18 protein-coding genes and 1 tRNA gene are annotated in these 18,428 nt (G+C 68.7%); 9 read left to right on the top strand and 10 right to left on the bottom strand.

The annotated features are described in order from the left end of the window. The first annotated feature begins 60 nt into the window (after positions 1-60). Positions 61-1,053 (top strand): cation diffusion facilitator family transporter, encoded by a 993-nt coding sequence (locus AC4GY7_RS05045; RefSeq protein ID WP_491112288.1) that lies wholly within the window; start codon positions 61-63, stop codon positions 1,051-1,053. Positions 1,054-1,095: 42 nt separating this feature from the next. After that, entirely contained in the window at positions 1,096-1,791 is a 696-nt protein-coding gene (locus tag AC4GY7_RS05040) for a hypothetical protein (RefSeq protein ID WP_491112287.1), read from the top strand. A gap of 1 nt (position 1,792) precedes the next feature. On the opposite strand, the gene AC4GY7_RS05035 is transcribed toward AC4GY7_RS05040, so the two are convergent. Both AC4GY7_RS05035 and AC4GY7_RS05030 read right to left on the bottom strand, forming a co-directional pair. Beyond that, positions 1,793-2,410: a DUF4893 domain-containing protein gene (locus AC4GY7_RS05035; protein WP_491112286.1), complete on the bottom strand. Its 618-nt coding sequence runs from the start codon at positions 2,408-2,410 to the stop codon at positions 1,793-1,795. Then, positions 2,407-3,192 carry a 3-hydroxybutyrate dehydrogenase gene (locus AC4GY7_RS05030; RefSeq protein WP_491112285.1) on the bottom strand — a complete coding sequence of 262 codons (786 nt, stop codon included), beginning with the start codon at positions 3,190-3,192 and terminating at the stop codon, positions 2,407-2,409. Before AC4GY7_RS05030 ends, AC4GY7_RS05035 begins: the two co-directional genes overlap by 4 nt. Positions 3,193-3,299: 107 nt before the next feature. On the opposite strand from AC4GY7_RS05030, the gene ypfJ reads away from it, so the two are divergent. Further along, positions 3,300-4,211, top strand: a complete 912-nt coding sequence (gene ypfJ / locus AC4GY7_RS05025; RefSeq protein ID WP_491112284.1) for a KPN_02809 family neutral zinc metallopeptidase — start codon at positions 3,300-3,302, stop codon at positions 4,209-4,211. Between the two features lie 211 nt (positions 4,212-4,422). Here ypfJ and AC4GY7_RS05020 read toward each other — a convergent pair whose 3' ends face one another. Next, on the bottom strand, positions 4,423-5,667 hold the full coding sequence (locus AC4GY7_RS05020; RefSeq protein WP_491112283.1) for an N-acetylmuramoyl-L-alanine amidase family protein: 1,245 nt from the start codon (positions 5,665-5,667) through the stop codon (positions 4,423-4,425). A gap of 504 nt (positions 5,668-6,171) precedes the next feature. On the opposite strand from AC4GY7_RS05020, the gene AC4GY7_RS05015 reads away from it, so the two are divergent. Next, on the top strand, positions 6,172-8,925 hold the full coding sequence (locus AC4GY7_RS05015) for an Rne/Rng family ribonuclease (RefSeq protein ID WP_491112800.1): 2,754 nt from the start codon (positions 6,172-6,174) through the stop codon (positions 8,923-8,925). A gap of 602 nt (positions 8,926-9,527) precedes the next feature. Here AC4GY7_RS05015 and AC4GY7_RS05010 read toward each other — a convergent pair. Continuing rightward, positions 9,528-10,109, bottom strand: a complete 582-nt coding sequence (locus AC4GY7_RS05010) for a DUF4142 domain-containing protein (protein WP_443585102.1) — start codon at positions 10,107-10,109, stop codon at positions 9,528-9,530. Between the two features lie 150 nt (positions 10,110-10,259). Between AC4GY7_RS05010 and AC4GY7_RS05005 the strand changes: the two genes are divergently transcribed. After that, positions 10,260-10,673 (top strand): DUF3597 family protein, encoded by a 414-nt coding sequence (locus tag AC4GY7_RS05005; protein ID WP_491112282.1) that lies wholly within the window; start codon positions 10,260-10,262, stop codon positions 10,671-10,673. A gap of 42 nt (positions 10,674-10,715) precedes the next feature. On the opposite strand, the gene AC4GY7_RS05000 is transcribed toward AC4GY7_RS05005, so the two are convergent. Both AC4GY7_RS05000 and AC4GY7_RS04995 read right to left on the bottom strand, forming a co-directional pair. Beyond that, positions 10,716-11,705, bottom strand: coding sequence for an NADP-dependent oxidoreductase (locus AC4GY7_RS05000; RefSeq protein ID WP_491112281.1), 990 nt, complete (start codon positions 11,703-11,705; stop codon positions 10,716-10,718). Between the two features lie 111 nt (positions 11,706-11,816). Continuing rightward, on the bottom strand, positions 11,817-13,007 hold the full coding sequence (locus tag AC4GY7_RS04995) for a DUF2171 domain-containing protein (protein WP_491112280.1): 1,191 nt from the start codon (positions 13,005-13,007) through the stop codon (positions 11,817-11,819). A 248-nt stretch (positions 13,008-13,255) separates the two neighbouring features. On the opposite strand from AC4GY7_RS04995, the gene AC4GY7_RS04990 reads away from it, so the two are divergent. The 3 genes from AC4GY7_RS04990 to AC4GY7_RS04980 all read left to right on the top strand — a co-directional run bounded on the left by AC4GY7_RS04990 (position 13,256) and on the right by AC4GY7_RS04980 (position 14,879). After that, a tRNA-Ala gene (locus AC4GY7_RS04990) sits at positions 13,256-13,331 on the top strand. A 70-nt stretch (positions 13,332-13,401) separates the two neighbouring features. Then, a complete protein-coding gene (locus AC4GY7_RS04985; RefSeq protein WP_491112279.1) occupies positions 13,402-14,148 on the top strand; it encodes an NUDIX hydrolase in 747 nt (248 codons plus the stop codon). After that, complete coding sequence (locus tag AC4GY7_RS04980) at positions 14,148-14,879, top strand: extensin-like domain-containing protein (RefSeq protein ID WP_491112278.1); 732 nt, start codon at positions 14,148-14,150, stop codon at positions 14,877-14,879. The genes AC4GY7_RS04985 and AC4GY7_RS04980 overlap by 1 nt, the downstream gene beginning before the upstream one ends. Positions 14,880-14,895: 16 nt before the next feature. On the opposite strand, the gene AC4GY7_RS04975 is transcribed toward AC4GY7_RS04980, so the two are convergent. From AC4GY7_RS04975 to AC4GY7_RS04960, 4 genes are all read right to left on the bottom strand, one after another. Continuing rightward, positions 14,896-15,453: a hypothetical protein gene (locus AC4GY7_RS04975; protein WP_443585096.1), complete on the bottom strand. Its 558-nt coding sequence runs from the start codon at positions 15,451-15,453 to the stop codon at positions 14,896-14,898. Between the two features lie 295 nt (positions 15,454-15,748). Then, entirely contained in the window at positions 15,749-16,024 is a 276-nt protein-coding gene (locus AC4GY7_RS04970) for a hypothetical protein (protein WP_443585095.1), read from the bottom strand. A gap of 65 nt (positions 16,025-16,089) precedes the next feature. Then, positions 16,090-16,869, bottom strand: a complete 780-nt coding sequence (locus AC4GY7_RS04965; RefSeq protein WP_491112276.1) for a transglutaminase-like domain-containing protein — start codon at positions 16,867-16,869, stop codon at positions 16,090-16,092. Between the two features lie 81 nt (positions 16,870-16,950). Then, the gene (locus AC4GY7_RS04960; protein ID WP_491112275.1) at positions 16,951-17,703 is read right to left on the bottom strand and encodes a Bax inhibitor-1/YccA family protein; all 753 of its coding nucleotides are present in this window, start codon (positions 17,701-17,703) and stop codon (positions 16,951-16,953) included. Between the two features lie 134 nt (positions 17,704-17,837). On the opposite strand from AC4GY7_RS04960, the gene thpR reads away from it, so the two are divergent. After that, positions 17,838-18,416 (top strand): RNA 2',3'-cyclic phosphodiesterase, encoded by a 579-nt coding sequence (gene thpR / locus AC4GY7_RS04955; protein WP_491112274.1) that lies wholly within the window; start codon positions 17,838-17,840, stop codon positions 18,414-18,416. Positions 18,417-18,428: the final 12 nt, after the last annotated feature.

Genomic DNA, 18,428 nt, shown 5'->3' with positions numbered 1-18,428 from the left:
GTTCCACCCCTTCGCGCGTATCCCTGCCCGCGTCGCGGCAAGACGCGACGGGGAGCCAGCATGACCGACAGCCTGACCGCACGGATTCGCGACAACATCGTCCTCTACGGCGCGCTGGCGGCCAATCTGGGCATAGGCGTCGCCAAGTTCGTCGCCGCGGGGATCACCGGATCGTCGTCGATGCTGACCGAGGGGGTGCACAGCTGCGTCGACAGCGGCAACCAGATCCTGCTGCTCTACGGCCAGCATCGCGCCAAGCGCGCGCCGGATGCGGTGCATCCGTTCGGCTATGGCCGCGAACTGTATTTCTGGGCGTTCGTGGTGGCGATCCTGATCTTCGCGGTCGGAGCGGGCGTGTCGATCTACGAAGGCTATCTGCACATCATCGAGCCCGAGGATCTGACCGACCCGCTGGTCAATTACATCGTCCTCGCCATCGCCGCGGCGCTGGAGGGATCGTCCTGGTTCATCGCGATGCGCGAATTCGCCAAGTCGAAGGGGACGACCGGCTGGTGGCGCGCGATCCGGCAGAGCAAGGATCCGGCGGGCTTCATCGTCCTGTTCGAAGATTCGGCGGCGCTCGCCGGCCTCGGCATCGCCGCGATGGGCGTGTGGGCGAGCCATTATTTCCTCGATCCGCGCATCGACGGCATCGCGTCGATCGCCATCGGGCTGATCCTGGGGCTGGTCGCGATCCTGCTCGCGCGCGAGGCCAAGGGACTGCTGATCGGCGAGCGCGCCAATCCGGAGGTGGTCGAGCGCGTCCGCCAGATCGTCGCCGCACATCCGGCGGTGACCGCGGTCAACCACGTCCGCACCATCCACACCGCACCCGATGCGATCTTCGTCGCGGTCAGCGCCGATTTCGACGATCACCTGACCATGGGCGTAGGCGAGACGATCATCGAGGAAATGGAGGATCAGCTGCGCGCCGCCGTGCCGACGTTGAGCTCGATCTACATCCGGCCCGAGAAAAGCGAGAATGCCGCGACGCTGGCGACGGTCGCCGCCGCGGCCAACGAGCATGGGAACCCGCACGACGACGGCAGCTGATCGGCTTTGCGAGCCCGCGGCTTTGCAGCTAACGTACGGGCCATGCACCGCTTCGTCCTGCGCCCGCTGCTTGCTGCCCTGCTCGTCCTCACGACGCTCTTCGGGGCGGCGCCTGCGCTGGCGGCGGTGACGATCACCTTCTGGAGCCACGAACTCGGCAACAGCTTCCCGCATGCCTTCTTCACGCTGCGCGGCGTGCCCGATGCGGGCGGCGCACCGGTGGACGTCAATTACGGCTTCACCGCCAAGTCGGTCAGCCCCAAGATCCTGATGGGAACCGTGGCGGGCCGGCTCGACATCTCCAAGCCGTTCTACATCGCCGGCAGCGACGCGCAGTTCTCCGTCACACTGAGCGATGCGCAATATGCCCAGGTGCTGGCGCTGATCGCGGCATGGGACGAGAAGACCGGCGACGCCCGCTACAATCTCGGCACGCGCAATTGCATCCACTTCGTCAAGGAAGCGGCGCGCATCGCCGGGCTCACCGGGCTCGACCAGCCCCGGCTGATGAAGAAGCCGCGATCGTATCTGAAGGCGGTGGCGGCGGCGAACGAGGGCCATGTCACGCTGGTCGCGATGCACGGCAAGGCGTATCTCGCCTCGTTGCCCCCGCTGGGGCCGGCAGTGGTCGTCGCCTCTCCGCTCACCGCGCCGGTCGCGCCGGTGACTGCGCTGCCGCCTGCCCCTGCCCCCGCCCCTGCTCCAGTACAGATGGTGCAGACCGTCCCGGCGCAATAGCTCAACCGCGCACGATCTCCACCACATCCAGCGTCGACTGGAAGCCCGGGAACGGCAGCACCAGCCGCCAGCGATCAGGCCCGATCCGCTCGACCAGCCCGGCCATGTCGCGCCGCAGGTCCCGCCCGTAGGGCGTCGGCCGCCGCTCGTCGCCGAGCGCCAGCGTGCCGAGGAACACGGTGCGCGAATCGGTGCTGTCGTACAGCGTGCCGCTTTCGCGCTGGTCGCCGTCGGTGGCGAAGCGCAGCACCCCGTCCTCTTCGGTGACCCGGCAGGTCCGCCATCCCCCGGCCAGCAGCGCGCGGCTGGCCGGCCCCACGCCGCCAAGCCGGTAGCTGCGGCAGCGATAGGCACCCGGACCGAGCGCCGCGCCCTGGATCACCCGATCGGGATCGAACAGCGCGGCATCCGCGGCGAGCGTCGATGCCCCGTCGGGCGCCGCGCGCACCTTGGCCAGCGCGGCGATCCACGCATCGCGCCAGTTGCGCAGGCGGGCGCGGTCCTGCGCCGTCGCCGCCTTGCGCCAATCCACCTCGCGCGGATCGTCGCTGCGCGCGACCGCCGCCGTCGCGACCAGCGCCGCGGCAAGGCCGAGCATGGCGAAGCGCGCCGCCCTCATGCCGCCGTCCAGCCGCCGTCGACCGACAGATTGGCGCCGGTGATCGCCTTCGCCTCGTCGCGGCACAGGAACACGGCGAGCGCGGCGACCTGTTCGGGCGTGACGAATTCCTTGGTCGGCTGCGCGGCGAGCAGCACGTCGTTCATCACCTGCTCGCGCGTCAGCCCGCGCGCCTTCATCGTATCGGGAATCTGCGCCTCGACCAGCGGTGTCCAGACATAGCCGGGCGAGATGCAGTTGACGGTGATCCCCGCCTGTGCCGTCTCCAGCGCCAGCGTCTTGGTCAGGCCGGCAATGCCGTGCTTCGCCATGACATAAGCGGATTTATTGGGGCTCGCGACCAGGCTGTGGGCCGATGCGGTGGTAATGATCCGCCCCCAGCCCTGGCGCTTCATGTGCGGCACCGCCGCCTTGGCGACATACCAGGCGCTCAGCAGGTTGATGCGGACGATCGCTTCCATCTTCTCGTCGGGGAAATCCTCGATCGGGGCGACATGCTGGATGCCGGCATTGTTGACTGCGATGTCGACGCGGCCCGTTTCGCGATGCGCCCGCTCGACCAGCGCCGCGATCGCGTCCGGCCGGGTCATGTCGGCGGCATCGTACAGCGCCGGCGCGCCGCTCGTCGCGGCGAGTTCGGCGCGGATCGCCTCGATCGCATCGGCGTCACCGAAGCCGTTGATGACCACCGCGGCGCCTTCCGCCGCAAAGGCACGGGCATAAGCGAGGCCGATGCCGGAGGTGGAACCGGTGACGATTGCGGTCTTGCCTTGAAGGAACATGGCGCTTGGCTCTCCTGCTGTCGCCTGCCGTCCTGCGTCGGCGGGCGCGTGGTTGCAACCGGGGGGAGGGTTCGGGCATTCGGCTGACAAGCCAAAGGGAGCCTGCCATGCGTCTCGACGATTTCGATCCCAACATTGACGTCGAAGACCAAGGCAATACCGGCGGAGGCTTCGGCGGCGGTGGCGGTGGTGGCGGGCTGCTCTTCGGCCTGCTGCCGCTGATCGGCAGCCGGTTCGGGTGCGGCGGTATCGTCGTCGTACTGCTGCTGTTCGCGGTGTTCGGCGGGCTCGGCAATCTCGGCGGCTTGATCGGCGGTGGCGGCAGCGGCACGCAGGTGACCCGCAGCGCTCCCTCTGAAGGGCGCGGCGCGACGGCGATCTGCTCGTCCGATCCCGACAAGCGCGTCGCCTGCAACGCGTTCAGCTCGGCGGACAAGACCTGGGAAGCGATCTTCGCGCAAAGCGGCCAGCGTTTCCGCGCGCCGGGCCTCAGCTTCTTCTCTCAGAACGGCCGTTCGGGCTGCGGCGCCGCGCAATCGGCGATGGGCCCCTTCTACTGCCCGACGGATAGCCGCATCTATCTCGACACCAGCTTCTTCAACGAACTCGCCAACCGTTTCGGGGCCAAGGGCGATTTCGCGCAGGACTATGTGATCGCGCACGAATTCGGCCACCACATCCAGAACCTGCTCGGCACCTCGGACAAGGTGCAGCAGATCCAGCGCAGCAGCGGCGAGACGGAGGGCAACGCCGCCTCCGTCCGGCTCGAATTGCAGGCCGACTGCTATGCCGGTGTCTGGGCGGCGCACAACCGCGACCGGATGGAGCCGGGCGATCTGCAGGAAGGCCTCACCGCCGCCCGCGCGATCGGCGACGACACGCTGCAAAAGGAAACGCAGGGCCGCGTGGTGCCGGACAGCTTCACCCACGGCACCTCCGCGCAGCGCGCCTATTGGCTGCAGCGCGGCATAGAGACGGGCGATCCGGCGCAATGCGACACGTTCTCCGGCGCGATCTGAGGGTTATAGATTATTGCTTTCCCGCTCCGTCACCCCGGACGTGTTCCAGGGTCCACCGTGCCGCAAAATCAATAGTGTTTCGGTGTGCGGCACGGTGGATGCCGGACCAAGTCCGGCATGACCGGGGCTTAAGGAACACCTTTCCGGATCAGACAGCCCATATGCGATAGCCCTGCCCCGGCAGGGGAGCGGCAGCCGGCGTCGATCCGGCTCACCGACTCGCCAGTTGCCGCGCGAAATGCACCTCGACCGCCTTGGTGACGCTCTGCGCGATCCGCTCGCGCCCTTCGCGGCTGTCGAGGAAGGCGGCATCGCCGGGGTTGGAGATGTAGCCGGTCTCGAACAGGATGGAGGGCATGTCGGGCGCCTTCAGCACCATCAGCGAGGCCATGCGGTGGAACACCGGCTTGGTCGGGATCAGCGGCTTGGCCTCGCGCCCGAGCAAGCGGGCGAAGCTGGCCGAGGAGTTCATCGTCTCGCGCTGGGTGAGGTCGATCAGGATCGACGACACGTCGGCGCCGGCATCGCCCAGGTTGACGCCGGAGATCACGTCCGCCTTGTTCTCGCGCGTGGCGAGGCGCGCGGCCTCCTTGTCGGATGCGACCTCCGACAGGGTATAGACGGAGGCGCCGCTCGCCTCCTCGCTGCCGACGCTGTCGCAGTGGATCGAGATGAACAGGTTCGCCTTCAGCCGGCGCGCGATGCCATAGCGTTCGCGCAGCACCAGATAGCGGTCGTCGTCGCGGGTCAGCGCCACGCGCACCCGGCCGGTGGCGAGCAGGTCGTCGCGGATCGCCTTGGCGATGCGCAGCGTCACGTCCTTTTCGCGCAGCCCCGTAGTGGGATTGATCGCGCCGGGATCGACGCCGCCATGGCCCGCATCGATCACCACCAGCGGCCGGCTGTCGTCGCCGCGCACCTTGGGCAGCGCCGCGCGCGCCGGCGGGGGCACCGGGATCGACACCTTGTAGCGTGGCTTCGCCGTCCAGTCGCCGAAGTCGAACGCCATGAAGCTGAGCGGCCCGGCCAGCCCCGCCGCGGCGAACCGCGCGGCGCTCGCCGGCTCCAGCGACAAGGTGAGGCCGCGCCCATCCGCGTCGAACCCGCCGTCGCCGATCACCGCCGGAGCGGCGAGATCGAACAGCAGGCGCGTGCCCGTGCCCGAGCGGATCTGGCGCACGCCGCGGATCGGGCCGCCCGCCGCGACGCGCGCACCCGGCGCCGCATCGGCGATATCGACGGCGATCTGGCGGCTGCGCTCCAGCACCTCGCCCGTGGCGGCGGCGATGCGGCCGTCGAAGCGGATCACGATCCGTCCGTCCTGCACCGCGACGCTGCGGATCGCGGTTTCCGCCCAGGCGGGAACGCTCGCGCACCAGCCGGCGATCAAGGCGAACAGCGCGAACACGCGCCGTCCTTGCCGCGCAAAGGGTGCGCGGGTCCAGCGAAAAGCCATACTCTACCCCTTTGGCGAACCCTGCCCGCGGCCCGTGTCCGCTGCATCGCCGGTCACCGTCATAGCCGGGGGGTGCGAACGCCCGGTTGCCCGGCAAGGTTAATCCGCCGTTCGGCATGGTTTTGCCGCCGCTGCGGCAAGTTCCTGCCAGTTGCGATGCGCCCGGAGCGATGCTAGTCATGCCGTGCACCCGTGCGTCGCCCCTTTTGGCTAAGGCGACGCGGCGGGTCTCCGCGCCTTCCCGGCGCGGCCTTAACCAGGTTGACGCTCGCATGACGCACTTTTCCCACGTTCGACACCGCCCGGCCTCGGCCGGCGGCGTGTCGAACGTGTGGGCGGGCCGTGCCCCCCGACGTGCTGGGCGAGCAGACGCATCTTTGCCACACCATCGCGCCGGTCCGCCCGGCGCCATCTATCAACGCGCGTGCGCGCCCTCCCGCCCCCTCCCTTCGGGACCGGCCGGCGGAGCGCCACGCGCGCGGAGACATTTCAATGACCACGCGTATGCTGATCGACGCACGCCACCGGGAAGAGACCCGCGTCGCAGTCGTCAAGGGTAACCGGATCGAAGAGTTCGATTTCGAAAGCGCCGAGCGCAAGCAGCTCAAGGGGAATATCTATCTTGCCAAGGTGACGCGCGTCGAGCCGTCGCTGCAGGCGGCGTTCGTGGACTATGGCGGCAATCGCCACGGCTTCCTCGCCTTCAGCGAAATCCACCCCGATTATTATCAGATCCCCAAGGAAGACCGCGACGCGCTGTTGCGCGAAGAGGCGGAGCATGCCGCCGAAGAGGCCGCGCTGCGCGCCGAGCAGGACGCCGACGAGGACGACCACGAGCATGACGCCGAGGATGGCGAGCACGACGACTTCGACGATGCGGACGAGGCCGAGCACGACGAGGCGCACGAGGGCGACAGCGACACCGGCACGTCCGACGGCACGTCGAAGAAGCCGCGGGGCGGCAACGACGATCAGGTGGAGGCGCTGCGCCAGCGCCGCATGAACCTGCGTCGCCGCTACAAGATCCAGGACGTGATCCGCCGCCGCCAGGTGCTGCTGGTCCAGGTCGTCAAGGAAGAGCGCGGCAACAAGGGCGCAGCCCTCACCACCTATCTGAGCCTTGCCGGCCGCTATTGCGTGCTGATGCCCAACACCAGCCATGGCGGCGGCATTTCGCGCAAGATCAGCAACGCCGCCGATCGCAAGCGGCTGAAGTCGATCATGGCCGACATGCAGCTACCGCCGTCGATGGGCTGCATCGTCCGCACCGCCGGCCTCCAGCGCACCAAGGTCGAGATCAAGCGCGACTTCGACTATCTCGCCCGCCTGTGGGACGGCATCCGCGAAGCGACGCTGAGTTCGGCGGCGCCTGCGCTCGTCTACGGCGACAGCGACCTCATCAAGCGCGCGATCCGCGACATCTACAACAAGGACGTCGACGAGGTGCTGGTCGAGGGCGAGGAAGGCTATCGCCACGCCCGCGAATTCATGAAGCTGCTGATGCCCAGCCATGCGCGCCGGGTGAAGCAGTACGCCGACGCCGTGCCGCTGTTCCAGCGCGCGCACGTGGAGGATCAGCTCGCCGCGATGTACCATCCGGTGGTGCAGCTGAAATCGGGTGGCTACCTGGTCATCAACCCGACCGAGGCGCTGGTGTCGATCGACATCAACTCCGGCCGCTCGACGCGCGAACACAATATCGAGCAGACCGCGACCGCGACCAACCTCGAAGCGGCCAAGGAGATCGCCCGCCAGCTGCGCCTGCGCGACATGGCCGGCCTCGTCGTCATCGACTTCATCGACATGGACAACAATTCCAACGTCCGGAAGGTCGAGAAGGCGATGAAGGAGGCGCTGAAGGACGATCGCGCCCGCATCCAGGTCGGCCGCATCTCGTCGTTCGGCCTGATGGAGATGAGCCGCCAGCGGCTGCGCACCGGCGTGCTCGAAGCCTCCACCCGCGCCTGCCCGCATTGCGAGGGCACCGGCCTGGTCCGCACCGCCTCGTCGGCCGGCCTCTCCGCGCTGCGCCTGATCGAGGACGAGGCGGCGCGCGGCCGCGGCTCGCTGCTGACGCTGCGCGCCAGCCAGGAAGCGACGATCTACGTCCTCAACCGCAAGCGCGCCGATATCGCCGAGATCGAGGACCGCTATGGCGTGACCGTCGAGATCATCCCGGATCGTGAGGAAGAAGGCGCCCGCATGTCGGTCGAGGCGTCCGGCCCGCCGCCGGCCTATGCGCCCAAGATCGAGGCGCTGATCGAAGAAGACTATGACGACGTCCCCGAGGAGATCGAGGACGAGGAAGAGGAAGAGGAGGTCGTCGAGGCCGAGGACGAGCCGCGTCGCGACGCCCGTCCGCGTGAAGAGCGTGGCGAGGACGACGGCGAGGGTCGCGGTCGTGGCCGGCGTCGCCGCCGTCGCGGTCGCCGCGGTCGCAACCGTGACGAAGAGGCCGGCGAGGCGTCGCACGACGAGGCGGATGCCGCACCTGCCGCAGAGCCGGTGGACAGCGAGAGCGACGACGAGGACGAGGGTGCCGCCGTCGAGGCCGGCGAGCCGTCCGAGGAGCAGCCTCAGGGCGAAGGGCGCCGCCGTCGCGGTCGCCGCGGTCGTCGTGGCGGTCGTCGCCAAGCGGAGGGCACGACCGAAGCACCGGGCGATGCCGCCGGCAGCGAGGCGGAAGAAGGCCAGCCTGTGGCCGAACTCGAGCCGATCGCGGAAGCGGGCGATGCAGGGCCGGTGACCACCGGCCTCGATGCGCCCGAGCCCGCAGCGCCGGAGGCCGCTCCGGTCGAGGCGCCGCGTACCCGCCGCCGCCCGCGCGCCCGCGCCGCGGCACCGGTCGCCGAGCCGATCGCGGAGCCGGCCCCGCAGCCGGTGGAAGCGCCGGTGGTGGAGGCGGAAGCGCCCGTCGCCGAGCCTGCGCCCAAGCCCAAGCGCACCCGCAAGAAGGCAACGCCCGCCCCCGCAGAAGAGGCTGCGCCGAGCGCTCCGGCTCCGGTCGCCGCCCCAGCGGACACGGCCGCTGCCGAGGAGAAGCCCAAGCGCCGCCGCACCCGCAAGGCGCCTGCAGCAGCGCCCGTAGCAGAGGACGCCGCGCCCACCGAGGAACCGGCACCGCAGCCGGAGGCGACCCTCGCCGTGGCCCAGGACGGCACGACGCCCGCCGAAGCTGCCGAGGCCGCGGACGCTTCCGAGGCCACCGATGGCGAACCGCCCCGCCGTGGCTGGTGGCAGCGCACCTTCGGCGCGTGACGACGAACCCCTCCCGCACGCCGGTGCGGGAGGGGTTTTTCTTATGCGGCAGCGTCGCTGCTAAATGCAAAGACGGTCGCGCGAAGGCGAGAAAAACGCCGATCTGCACGTTCGGGGTGACGCCCTGATCAGACAGGGCTCATGATGGACGAACCCGACAGCTCGGCAGTCTAAATATATCGGTGCGCCTGCTCGATCTTCTTGATCCGCCGAATGACGCGACAGCTTTCCATGGATTCGTGACGCCAAGCGAGGCTCGGCCTTGATCCTTAAAGCAGCGGCTTGGCGCCAAAGGGCGAAACACCGCAGCGGGCACTGAGGGGGTGAAGGCTCGCTGCGCTAGGGCGTCGAGTTGGAAACCCGGCTCAGTGTAATTCCCGTTCGCCCTGAGCCTGTGGAAGGGCGGATCGCCACAGGCCGTACGCTTGCGGCGCGGTGCCCTTCGACAGGCTCAGGGCAAGCGGATCAGGGTAAGTTCGACTTTATAGCGCCCTGTCCTCACCGGCTTCGTTGACATCGATCCACCATAGGCCGCGCAAGGCGACGCCTGTTGAGTGCGGGCGGCGATCAGCCCAGCCGATGCGCCGCCCCGATGGTCGGCCTCAGCCCTTCAGGCCCTTGGCCATGTTGAGGTGCGCGGTGACGATCGGCACCAGTCCGCTCGCAAAGGTCTTGAGCGCCGGCACGTCGCCCGTCGCCGCATAGCCGCTCAGCATGTCGAGCGTCTGCTGGTGCGCCGCCGTCTGCTCGGCCTTGTACGCCTGATCGAAGGCGGCCCCGTTCAGCGCCTTCAGCGCATCCACCTTCTGCTGCTGCTCGGCATTCAGCGTCGGATCGGGCGTGATCGGCGGGGTTAGGGCGGCGGCGGTGGTCTTGAGCTTGGCGGTCGACGCGGTGTGCGCATCGATCATCTTCTGGGCAAAGGCCTTGACCGCGGGCGAGGCGCCGTTGGTCAGCGCGAGCTTGGAGGTCGCGATCTCGAACGCATCGCTCGCCGCGGCGGTGTTGGCGAAGCTCTGCGCTCCGCTCGCCGGGGTTGCCATCGGCGCGGTATCGGCGACGTTGGTCGCCTCCATGCCGTTGGTCATCGCCGCCGTGTTGGTCTGATCGGCCTGGTTGTTGCGCCCGCAGGCGGCGAGCGCCAGCAGCGCGGCGGAGGTGATGATGGTCTTGCGCAGGATCATAGCAGCTTCCCTCGATAGCGCATCGGCGCGCCTGAGGGGGATAAGCGCTTGTCGCGCCGCCGCGTTCCCATCGCGGACCCGTTCGCCCGCCCGCATCGTTGGTGGCGGGCACCGCACCGGCGGTCGTTCCAGCAGAGGACATGGGATACGATGAGCATCTTCGGCAACATCATGGGCAAGATCTTCCACCACAAGCAGGACGCCGCTCAGGCGCAGCCGGCACCCGCCGCACCTGCTGCTGCCCCGGCCCAGGCTGCAACGCCTGCCGCTCCCGCCGCCGCCCCGACACCGGCCGCACCGCCGCAGACCGTCGACGTCGGCGCAGTGCTCGGCGAGATGGCGTCGCTCAAGAACGGCGGCGGCAATTACCAGACCTCGATCGTCGACCTGCTGAAGCTGCTCGACCTCGATTCCAGCCTCGCCGCGCGCAAGGAACTCGCCGACGAACTGGGCGTGCATGCGGGTGAGGCTGGGAGCGCCGAACAGAATATCGCGCTGCACAAGGCGGTGATGGCCAAACTGGCCGAAAACGGCGGCATCGTGCCGGATTCGCTGCGTAATTGATCAAGGGAAGCGCCCTGCCCGACGGGCGGGCAGGGCGTTCGGTCAGAGGCGCACCAGCATCTTGCCGGTGTTCCCGCCCGAGAACAGGCCGAGGAACGCGTCCGGCATCGCCTCCAGCCCGTCGCGCACCGTCTCGTGGCGCTGGAGCTTGCCGTCCTTCAGCCACCCGCCCATGTCGCGGTAGAAATCGGCGGCGCGATCCATATAGTCGCTGACGATGAAGCCCTGCACGCGCATCCGCATGCCGATCAGCCGGGCCAGATAGCGCAATTCGGTGGCCTTGCCGCTGTTGTAGACGTCGATCATGCCGCAGATCGCCAGCCGAGCGCCCTGCTTGCCATGGGCCAGCGCCGCGTCGAGATGCTCGCCGCCGACATTGTCGAAATAGACGTCGATGCCGTTGCGCGCGACCTCGCCCAGCGCCTTCACCACCGGCGTGCCGCTCTTGTAGTCGATCACCGCATCCGCACCCAGCGACTCGACCCAGGCGCATTTCTCCGCGCCGCCTGCCGAGCCGATGACGCGGCATCCCTTCGCCTTGGCGATCTGCACCACGGTCGATCCGACGGCGCCGGCCGCGGCCGAGACGAACACCGTATCGCCTTCCTGCGCGCGCGCCACCTCGATCAGACCGAAATAGGCGGTCATGCCGGGCATGCCGAACTGGCCGAGATAGGCCTGCGGATCGACGTCGATCTGCGGCAGCGGCTGGACCTGATCGGCGGGCAGCACCGCTTCGTCGCGCCACCCGGCGAAATGCTGGACGGTCTCGCCCTCCTTGAACCGGTCGGAGCGGCTTTCCACCACGGTGCCGATCGCGCCGCCCTGCATCGGGGCGCCGAGTTCGAACGGCGGCGTATAGCTTTTGACGTCGTTCATGCGGCCGCGCATGTACGGATCGACCGACAGCCAGCTGTTGGCGATACGCACCTCTCCCTCGCCGAGGTCGCGACGGCCAAGATCGACCAGCTCGAAATTGTCCGCGGTCGGCAGGCCGTGCGGCCGCGATTTGAGGGTCCACGCACGCGCCATGTCACTCTCCTGATCCATTCCACCAGCAATCTGCGAGCATCAGTTGCAGATTGCAACGAAAAAGGCCCGGACATACCGTCCGGGCCTCTTCCTGTCCGCGCTCTATGGGGCTCAATAGGTGCCCGAGAAGCTCCGGCCCAGCGTCTTGCCATCGCTCTGGCTGCCGGCCTGGCTGCTCGCCTGCCCGCTTGCCGTCGCGCCCGACTGCGACGTGCCGGTCTGCGACCTGCGCTGCGAACCGTCGTCGCTGTTATCGCCGAACAGCGCCTGGCTACGCTCCTCGTCGCGCCACGCCGCCTTGGCGTCGGCGGCCGACTTGCTGAGCGTCACCTTGCTGTCGACGGTCTGCAACCAGCTCGACGGGATCGAATGGTGGCGGCCGCCGGCGTCGGCATCGTTCTTGGTCAGGAGGATGCGATCGCCACGCACCTTGTCGACGGTGCCGACATGTTCGCCATCAGACCCGACGACGTCCATATGCTCCTCGACCTTGTTCAGCGCATCGCGCTGACCCTGACGGTTGGTGCGCCACGTGCCGAATTCGTTGTGGAATTTCGACCGGTTCTCGCGGCGATATTCGTCATAGTCGCGGTCGAGCGACTGGATCTGGCCACGACGCCAGCTGTGGTAGTCATCGTCGCGGTCGTTGTACGCGCGCTCATCCATCCGCGAATCATATTCCCGGCGGCGCTCCGCGTCCTCGTCGCCGAACCACGAGCGGACCTCGTCCCCCGCGCGGGCGAAGAAGCCGCGGTCTTCATAGTCATAGCCCTGCGGCTGACGCCCGTAGGACTGGCGCCCGCGATCGCCGCCGCGCTCGTAGCCGCCGCCGCGGTAATTGTCGTCGTCGGCATGCTTGGTGCGGCCGAAATCCTCGAAACGGCGGCTGCCCGAGCCATAGCTGCCGTGATATTCGCGGCTGCCGCCCTGGTCGCGGTTGGCATCGGCGCCATAGCGATTGCGCTCGACATAGCGGTTTTCCGACTGGCCTTCGTACCGGCCATAGCCGCGGTCGTCGCGATCATAGCCGCCACGGCCCGACTGGTAATAGCCCTGCTGCTGGTCGCGCTGACCGTAGCGCTCGTTGCCATAGTCCTGCGAACCGTAGCTCTGCCGGTCGTCGCGGCCGCGATAGCGCTGGCGGTCGTCGCGATCGGATTGGCCGGCGGCCTGATAATCGCGTGCGCTCGAATAGCTGTAATCGCGTCCCGAGCCGTAGTCCCGGCCATAGTCCTGCGGATCGGTGCGCCCGTAATAGTCGCCCTGCGGATTGGTACCGCGCGGATAGCGTTCGTAGCCCATGATCGTCTCCTGAGAGGCAAGTCCTGCGGGTGCGGGGCGCGTCGTTGCTGCGCGCCTCTGCTCCGCCCTTGATAAAGGTCAAGCCGCCGCTTCGTTCCTGTCGTTGCCGACGCGCAACGACTTTGCATCGTGGCGATCCAACGGCCGGTCGCAGGACGATTTTTGAATGGCGGCGACACGAGGGCTGTTGCATCGCCCCGGCGGGGCGGCTAATGGCGTCGCTCCCGGGCATCGCCCGGTCGGGGTGCGGGGCTGTAGCTCAGATGGGAGAGCGCTGCAATCGCACTGCAGAGGTCAGGGGTTCGATTCCCCTCAGCTCCACCACCACCCCGCGCGCACCTGCACCGTCATCCATCGTCGCGACCAACCGCCTGTTCGGGCGTTGAAACCACGCATGACCGATACCGCCATCCCCGCCGCGACGCTGATCCTCCTGCGGGACCGGATCGCCGGGCCGCCCGACGTGCTGATGGTCGAACGCGCGAAGGCGATGGCCTTTGCCGGCGGCGCGATGGTCTTTCCCGGCGGGCGGATCGACCCGGGCGACCATGCGCTCGCCGCCACCCTGGATGCCGCTGACGATACCGCCGCCCGCATCGCCGCCGTCCGCGAGACGATCGAGGAGGCGGGCCTCGCCGTCGGGATCGATCCCCTGCCCTCGGCCGAGGTGCTCGCCCGCATGCGCGCGCGACTGCACGCCGGTGATGCCTTCGCCACCATCCTTGCGGACGAGGGCGCCACGCTCAGCCTCGACCGGTTGGTGCCGTTTGCGCGCTGGCGGCCGGCGCATGCCCATATGCGGATCTTCGACACGCTCTTCTTCCTGGCGCGTGCGCCCGAGGGCGGGATCGCAAGCGTCGATGCGACCGAAACGGTGCGCCTCGCCTGGAGCAGCGCCGCCGCCGCGCTCGCCGATGCGGATGCCGGACGCACGACGGTGATCTTTCCGACGCGCCGGACCCTGGAACGGCTGGCGCTGTTCGACAGCTTCGATGCGGCCGTGGCGCAGGCGGCCGCGCATCCGGTGCGCACCATCACGCCGATCGTCGAGGATCGCGGCGGCCGCCCGCACCTCTGCATCCCCGACGATCTCGGCTATCCGGTCACCGCCGAACCGATGAGCGCGGCGCTGCGCGGCTGATGCGCAGCCTGCGCCTTGCGATCGGCTGGATCGTCGCGCTGGTCGTGCTGGCGGCGGTCGCGCTGATGCTCTGGGGGCTGGCGAAGGGGCGGCCGCAGGATCTGCCCTGGACGCCGCTCGACCTCGCCGAGCCGATCGGGCTGTTCACCGGGCGCAAGCTGACCGGCCTGACGCAGGACTTTCCACAATGCCGGGCGCTGCTCACCCGTGCCGGCGTCCGCTACACGGTGCTGCCGGCGCGCGATGGCGGCGGCCGCTGCGGCTATGCCGATGGCGTGCGCTTTGCCACCGGCGGCGCGCAGGCAATCGCCTACCGCCCGCCGGGGCTCGGCGTCGCCTGCCCGGTCGCGGCGGCCTTATCGATGTGGGAATGGGACGTGGTGCAACCGGCCGCACTCGCCCGCTTCGGCAGCCGCGTCGTCGCCATCGATCATTTCGGCAGTTATTCCTGTCGCCGCATCTATGGACGCGATGCCGGAACGTGGAGCGAGCATGCCACCGCCGATGCCGTCGACATCGCCGGTTTTCGCCTGGCGGATGGCACCCGCATCACGGTGGCGGGCGACTGGCAGGGCGATGGCGCCAAGGCGACGTTCCTGCGCGAGGTGCGCGACGGCGCCTGCCGCCTGTTCGCGACGACGCTATCGCCCGATTACAACGCGGCGCACCGCGATCACCTGCACCTCGACCAGGCGAATCGCGGCAGCACCGGCTGGCGCGCGTGCCGTTAGGCGGCACGCCGTCGGATCAATGCGGCAGCGCCGCCGAGCCGCTATCCACCTTTTCCACCCAATGCGGGAAGAAGGCGGGCTGACGGTTGGACCAGCCCGATGCCGTCGCGGCAGCCTCGCTGATCGACTGGAGCAGCTTGCGGCGCAGTTCGGGATGCAGATGGGGCAGCGCCGCCGCCGCGCAAAAGGCGCTGGGCAGCCACGGCCGCGCCTCTGCGCCGATCAGCCGTTCGTAGAGAAAGCGGAATGCCGAAAAGCTGGTCAGCCGCCCCTGCCCCAGATCGAAACCGGCCAGCGTCACGAGGGGCGCCAGGAACGGCTCCACCGCGCCCAGATCGGCATCGTCGGGCACCAGCTGGCGCAGCTCGGGCAGCGAGCGGTACAGCCGCGCCTGCGCCCGGATGCTGGCCGCCTCCACCACGTCGCGCGACCAGCGGGCCATGGCATCGTCGCGGTCCAGCCCGATATCCAGGCTGCGCCGGATGTAGCGCTGCGTCGCCGCCGGAAAGCTCGCGAATTCCTTCATTTCCGCCAGCGTCATCGCGCCTTCGGCCGGTCTCATCTTGGCACCCATGTCGTTACCCCGCCCCGCCAGTGACTGTGGCTGCGACGATACCGCAAGATGGTTAACAGCCACCTTAACGGCGCATCGGCAGCGCCGTCATAAAAGCATCACGAAACCTGCTGCGCCGCAACATCGAATGCGGCGAGCCGAGTGCGCTTCGTCGCAAAGCCGCGCGTCGCGGCTCCGGAGCAACAATCGTGCGTGGGCATGAGACAGACCTGTCGGCCGATCGGCAGTGACAGCGAAACGGCGGCCCCTTGTCGGGACCGCCGCTTGCCTGTTCGATAGTTCGAAAGCGGAAGCCTCAACCCTGACGGGCGCGCTCCGCCTCCTCGTCATAGCCTGACGACGGCGCCGGACCGTGATTGTGCACCGGCTGGGTCGAGGCGGGCGGATCGCTGGCATCCATCGACTCGTCCAGCCCGGCATCCAGCCGCGCGTCCGAGCTTTCCGGGTTCTTTTCCAAGCGCTTGTTGATCGACTTGTCCTGCCCGGCGTCCTGGCGCGGATCGCGCTCCTGGTTGCCGGCGTTCGGTGCGACCGACAGGCTGTCCAGCGCCTTTTCGTCGATACCGGTCATCGTGACACCCTCCTGTGATTACAGGTTAGCAACGATTGCTGGCTCGTTTCCGTTCCTCCACCCGTTCAGTCCTCGACCACACGCACCGTCTGCCGCACGAGTTGCGCGCTTCCGAAGATCGTCATGAAGGCGATGTCGGTCGCATCGCGCCCGACGCAGACGCGCGCGATCGTATCCGCCCGCGCCATCCGCGTCGGATCGACCAGCCGCCACGCACCGTCGAGCCACAGTTCGGCCACCGCGTGGAAATCGGGCGGGTCGACGCCGGGGGCGTAGGCGGCGACGCAGCGCGCCGGGATCTCGCCCGCGCGGGCCAGCGCCACCAGCAGATGCGCATAGTCGCGGCACACCCCCGACCGGCTCGCGAAGGTGTCCAGAGCGGTCGTCTCGCCGGTGCTGGCGTTGCCGCGATAGTCGAGATTGTCCGCCACCCATTCCGCCAGCGCCGCCGCCAGCGCACCGCCTTCCAGTCCGGCGAAGCGGCGCCGTACGAAGCCCTCCAGCCGATCGGACTGGCAATAGCGGCTCGGCAGCAGGTATGGCACCAGGGCACCGTCGAGCTCCCGCACCGGCGTCGCGTCATAGGTCGCGAGATCGACCGGCGCCCGCGCCACCGCGACCGTCGCGCGATATTCCGCCTTCAGCCAGCCGTCGGCGCGGATCCAGCAGCGTTGGCCGATGCCGTCCTCGCCGCGCACCGCGGTGATCGGCGTGTCGCTCCAGACGGTCAGCGCCTCGGCGACGATATGCTGGTCGGCCATCGCCGCCGCCTCGATCTGCAACAGCACGTCGCATGGCGGCCCCGTGATCGCATAGTCCAGGTCCACGGCGATCCGCACCCGCATGGCGGCCATCCCTTCGGCGCAAAAGAAAGAGCCCGGCGGCATCGGCCACCGGGCTCGCTTGATGAACGTATCGGCTGCGGCTCAGTTACGCTGCGAACCGAACAGACGCAGCACGAACAGGAACATGTTGATGAAGTCGAGGTAGAGCGACAGCGCCGACATGATGACTGCCTTGCCGACCATGTCCGTGCCCGCGACCTGGAAATACAGGCTCTTGGTACGCTGCGTGTCATAGGCGGTGAGGCCGGCGAAGATCAGCACGCCGACCGCGCTGATGACCAGGCTCATCACGCCCGACTGCAGGAACAGGTTGATGAGCATCGCCACGATCAGGCCGACGAGGCCGATCACCAGGAACGTACCGAACGCCGACAGGTCGCGCTTCGTCGTATAGCCGTACAGGCTGAGGCCGGCGAAGCCCGCCGCCGTGGCGAAGAACGCACCCGCGATCGAGGTCCCGCTATAGACGAGGAAGATCGTTGACAGCGACACGCCCATCAGCACGGCGAACGCCCAGAACAGCAGCTGCATCGTCTGCGTCTTCATGCGCCCCTGGCCGAAGCTCATCGCGAACACGATCGCCAGAGGCGACAGCGCGACGATCAGGCCCAGCGCATTGGTGCGCCCGGTCGGGCCGACCAGCGCGTTGACCGCGCCGCTCGCCGCGAACAGCAGGGCGACGATGCCGGTGAGCAACACGCCCGACGACATGTAATTGTAGACCGACAGCATGTACGAGCGCAGACCCGCGTCATAGGCGCCGCTGCGCGCCGCATCGGCGCGCGTGGCCCCGAACGGCGCGGCGCTCGGCCGGGGGTCAGACCAGTTTGCCATGGTATCCCAAACTCCTTTGCCGACATGATGTCGGTTGATCGAAATATCGGCGCCTGCCCGCGCGTTTTCAAGCGAAACCGGCTAAGCTGCGGCGAACACGCAACAGAACATTACAATAGGTCGTTTCGCTCCCGATGCCCCGCCTGTTCGTCGCGCTTCGTCCGCCGCCTGCCATCCGCGAGTCGCTGCTCGCGACGACGGGCGGCGTGCCCGCCGCGCGCTGGCAGGACGATGCGCAGCTGCACTGCACGCTGCGCTTCATCGGCGAGGTCGACCGGCCGCAGGGGGAGGATATCGCCGCCGCGCTCGCCGGCATCTACGCGCCTGCCCCGCTCGTCCGCATCGCCGGGGTCGGCCGCTTCGAGCACAAGGGGCGGACCGACACCCTGTGGGCGGGCTTCGCCCCCAGCGAGGCGCTGCACCATGTCGCGCGCAAGGTGGAGCAGGCGTGCGTACGCGCCGGGCTGCCGCCGGAACGCCGCGCCTATCTGCCGCACGTCACGCTCGCGCGGCTGCCGCGCAGCGCGGGCGCCGGGCCGGAGATCGACGGGTGGCTGGCGGTGCATGCGGGCCTCGCCAGCCCTGCCTTCACGATGCCGCACCTGCTGCTGTACGAAAGCCACCTCGGCCGCGGAGGTGCATCCTACGAACCGGTCGCGCGCTGGCCGCTTGCGCCGCCTGCGGAACCTCGGGCAGTCGTGCCGGGTTCGTAAGGAAATCCAGGG

The sequence above is a fragment of the Sphingomonas sp. SP5 genome (assembly GCF_058313455.1).
Note: the sequence above shows the minus strand (reverse complement) of the source record. Positions and strands in the feature narration are given on the sequence as shown.

Excerpts from the sequence above, each read along its gene's own strand:
- AC4GY7_RS05045 (WP_491112288.1), top strand. The coding sequence starts at position 61 with ATGACCGACAGCCTGACCGCACGGATTCGCGACAACATCGTCCTCTAC.
- AC4GY7_RS05040 (WP_491112287.1), top strand. The coding sequence starts at position 1,096 with ATGCACCGCTTCGTCCTGCGCCCGCTGCTTGCTGCCCTGCTCGTCCTC.
- AC4GY7_RS05035 (WP_491112286.1), bottom strand. The coding sequence starts at position 2,410 with ATGAGGGCGGCGCGCTTCGCCATGCTCGGCCTTGCCGCGGCGCTGGTC.
- AC4GY7_RS05030 (WP_491112285.1), bottom strand. The coding sequence starts at position 3,192 with ATGTTCCTTCAAGGCAAGACCGCAATCGTCACCGGTTCCACCTCCGGC.
- ypfJ (WP_491112284.1), top strand. The coding sequence starts at position 3,300 with ATGCGTCTCGACGATTTCGATCCCAACATTGACGTCGAAGACCAAGGC.
- AC4GY7_RS05020 (WP_491112283.1), bottom strand. The coding sequence starts at position 5,667 with ATGGCTTTTCGCTGGACCCGCGCACCCTTTGCGCGGCAAGGACGGCGC.
- AC4GY7_RS05015 (WP_491112800.1), top strand. The coding sequence starts at position 6,172 with ATGCTGATCGACGCACGCCACCGGGAAGAGACCCGCGTCGCAGTCGTC.
- AC4GY7_RS05010 (WP_443585102.1), bottom strand. The coding sequence starts at position 10,109 with ATGATCCTGCGCAAGACCATCATCACCTCCGCCGCGCTGCTGGCGCTC.
- AC4GY7_RS05005 (WP_491112282.1), top strand. The coding sequence starts at position 10,260 with ATGAGCATCTTCGGCAACATCATGGGCAAGATCTTCCACCACAAGCAG.
- AC4GY7_RS05000 (WP_491112281.1), bottom strand. The coding sequence starts at position 11,705 with ATGGCGCGTGCGTGGACCCTCAAATCGCGGCCGCACGGCCTGCCGACC.
- AC4GY7_RS04995 (WP_491112280.1), bottom strand. The coding sequence starts at position 13,007 with ATGGGCTACGAACGCTATCCGCGCGGTACCAATCCGCAGGGCGACTAT.
- AC4GY7_RS04985 (WP_491112279.1), top strand. The coding sequence starts at position 13,402 with ATGACCGATACCGCCATCCCCGCCGCGACGCTGATCCTCCTGCGGGAC.
- AC4GY7_RS04980 (WP_491112278.1), top strand. The coding sequence starts at position 14,148 with ATGCGCAGCCTGCGCCTTGCGATCGGCTGGATCGTCGCGCTGGTCGTG.
- AC4GY7_RS04975 (WP_443585096.1), bottom strand. The coding sequence starts at position 15,453 with ATGGGTGCCAAGATGAGACCGGCCGAAGGCGCGATGACGCTGGCGGAA.
- AC4GY7_RS04970 (WP_443585095.1), bottom strand. The coding sequence starts at position 16,024 with ATGACCGGTATCGACGAAAAGGCGCTGGACAGCCTGTCGGTCGCACCG.
- AC4GY7_RS04965 (WP_491112276.1), bottom strand. The coding sequence starts at position 16,869 with ATGCGGGTGCGGATCGCCGTGGACCTGGACTATGCGATCACGGGGCCG.
- AC4GY7_RS04960 (WP_491112275.1), bottom strand. The coding sequence starts at position 17,703 with ATGGCAAACTGGTCTGACCCCCGGCCGAGCGCCGCGCCGTTCGGGGCC.
- thpR (WP_491112274.1), top strand. The coding sequence starts at position 17,838 with ATGCCCCGCCTGTTCGTCGCGCTTCGTCCGCCGCCTGCCATCCGCGAG.